Source organism: Thiohalophilus sp. (genome assembly GCF_031581315.1).
Lineage (GTDB): Bacteria > Pseudomonadota > Gammaproteobacteria > UBA6429 > Thiohalophilaceae > Thiohalophilus.
This window is the reverse complement of the sequence record NZ_JAVLAZ010000178.1, coordinates 1-1,805: the sequence shown is the minus strand read 5'-3', so window position 1 is coordinate 1,805 and position 1,805 is coordinate 1. Positions and strand designations below refer to the sequence as shown.

The 1,805-nt window shown below is 51.2% G+C and carries 3 protein-coding genes; all 3 read right to left on the bottom strand.

The genetic code is table 11. The features are described 5' to 3' along the window. Positions 1-50: 50 nt before the first annotated feature. Complete coding sequence (locus RI563_RS13335; RefSeq protein WP_310694870.1) at positions 51-362, bottom strand: hypothetical protein; 312 nt, start codon at positions 360-362, stop codon at positions 51-53. Between the two features lie 79 nt (positions 363-441). Continuing rightward, positions 442-1,149: a transposase gene (locus tag RI563_RS13330; protein WP_310694869.1), complete on the bottom strand. Its 708-nt coding sequence runs from the start codon at positions 1,147-1,149 to the stop codon at positions 442-444. Positions 1,150-1,284: 135 nt separating this feature from the next. Then, positions 1,285-1,590 carry a hypothetical protein gene (locus tag RI563_RS13325; RefSeq protein ID WP_310694868.1) on the bottom strand — a complete coding sequence of 102 codons (306 nt, stop codon included), beginning with the start codon at positions 1,588-1,590 and terminating at the stop codon, positions 1,285-1,287. Between the last annotated feature and the right edge of the window lie 215 nt (positions 1,591-1,805).

The window sequence follows — 1,805 nt, the reverse complement described above, 5'->3', positions numbered from 1 at the left end:
CGCTTCCTCTGACAGGTGACGACTTGTGGGCGTCCCCTTTTTAAACATTATCAGGGTGGCGGACCCTCTTGTCTGGGCGGTTTTCGGGCCAACCAGCGTGCGAGCAGGAACGCGGGGAGAAACACCAGAACAAGAAACAGGATGGCGGGGCCAGGTTTGTTCAGCATAGATCCCATGTTGAGCTGCATAACCAGTGTGGTCAGCAGGCTGAACAATACGATTGCCACAACGATAAAAACTGATATAAAAATCAGGTATGCTGCAGTTGGTTTTTGTTCAGGATGACGAATTCGAGCGACATAGGGGATAGCCACGACAAGGATGAGAATGCCGATAATCAGGCTGGTCCAGGTATTCCACATTGGCTGCTCCTGCCGGTTCGGTGTTACCGGTTCGCTGATCGTCGAAAAGGTGTCGGTGACAAGTGCATCTCATTTTCAGTTAAAAATATAGAGCATCTTCTTCCCTGATGCCAGGCCGACCCCGTTTTGCATAGCCGGTCGATCGACCCAAAGCTGCTTCGATCTGTTGCTTGAATCTATCATTGCCCAGCGGCATACAAAATTGGGCCGCCTCCCGGATCGCATGAATGTCCGCTTCATCCAGTTGATGCTCGAACAACCCGCGGTAGGCAAACTGGCGTTGCTCACTGTCCTGCCCCATTGCCAGATAGAGGGCATGCGGGGTAACCAGCTGGCTTGGCTCGCTCTGGCCATTGGTCCGGTAACTGGACCATCGATACTCACCGGGATGGGGCACCATACTGGCCCGAACCGGATTGAGTTCGATATAGCGCATGCACGTGAACAGGTACGCTTCGGCATCGACCAGGCTGGCCTTATGGCGCCCTTCCCACAGAGTCCCGCTGCGCTGGTATTCGAAATTGATGTATTGAACATACCGGCGCCCCACCGATTGCATGACCCGGGAGATACCTTCGCTATCTTCGGGGGTCATGAGCAGGTGAACATGGTTGGTCATCAGGACATAGGCATGGACGGCCACACGGTAGCGTCGGCAGGCATCCTGCAAGCATTCCAGGTAAAACTGATAGTCCTGTTCGGCGTAGAAACAGGCGTCGCGGTTGTTTCCACGCTGGATGACGTGGCAGGGCATTCCGGGCAGGTACATACGGGGTTTTCGGGGCATGGCAATCTCCTTTTGCGGCGTAATCACAGCGTCCTGCCGTGATGAAATTCAATTTAGTACAATGATCAACTAATTGCAAATGAGAATCGTTTGTCACCGACCCCTTTTATTTTTATCTGTATCTGTGACAGGTGCTCAGAAGAGACTGCATGTCGGACCACCCTTTCCGGCCAGGACGCTGCTGATATCGGGATGATTCTGAAGTCGATCAAGTATCTCACCATACAGGGCGTCCGGTGTGTTACTGGCAAAGGTTATGTCCACGAAACCATTTTCATCAACTTTGTAACTGGCAAACTCGAAACTGCCATCATAATCAAACAGGACGTTGGCCACGGCGGAGTCGGCCTTCTGTAACCGATCCTCGGCCAGAGCAGGCTGGGCAAGCAACAGCCCGGCAAAGAATAACGGAACCATGACATAACGTTTGATAATCTGCATTGACCTGTTCTCCTCGCAATACCATAACAACTATATTTAAACCAGCATGCTGGTCCATCCAAAAAACGTCACCTTGTTTATACCACAACAATCTTTTTGAAATAAGCCGAAAAGGGGACGTCGAAGCAGGGAGGCGCAGGGGGTTATTATTAACCAGTTTCCTCGCCGTTAGTGTATTGGTTAAAATTTAATCCCTCCGAATTAAAGAATTAAAG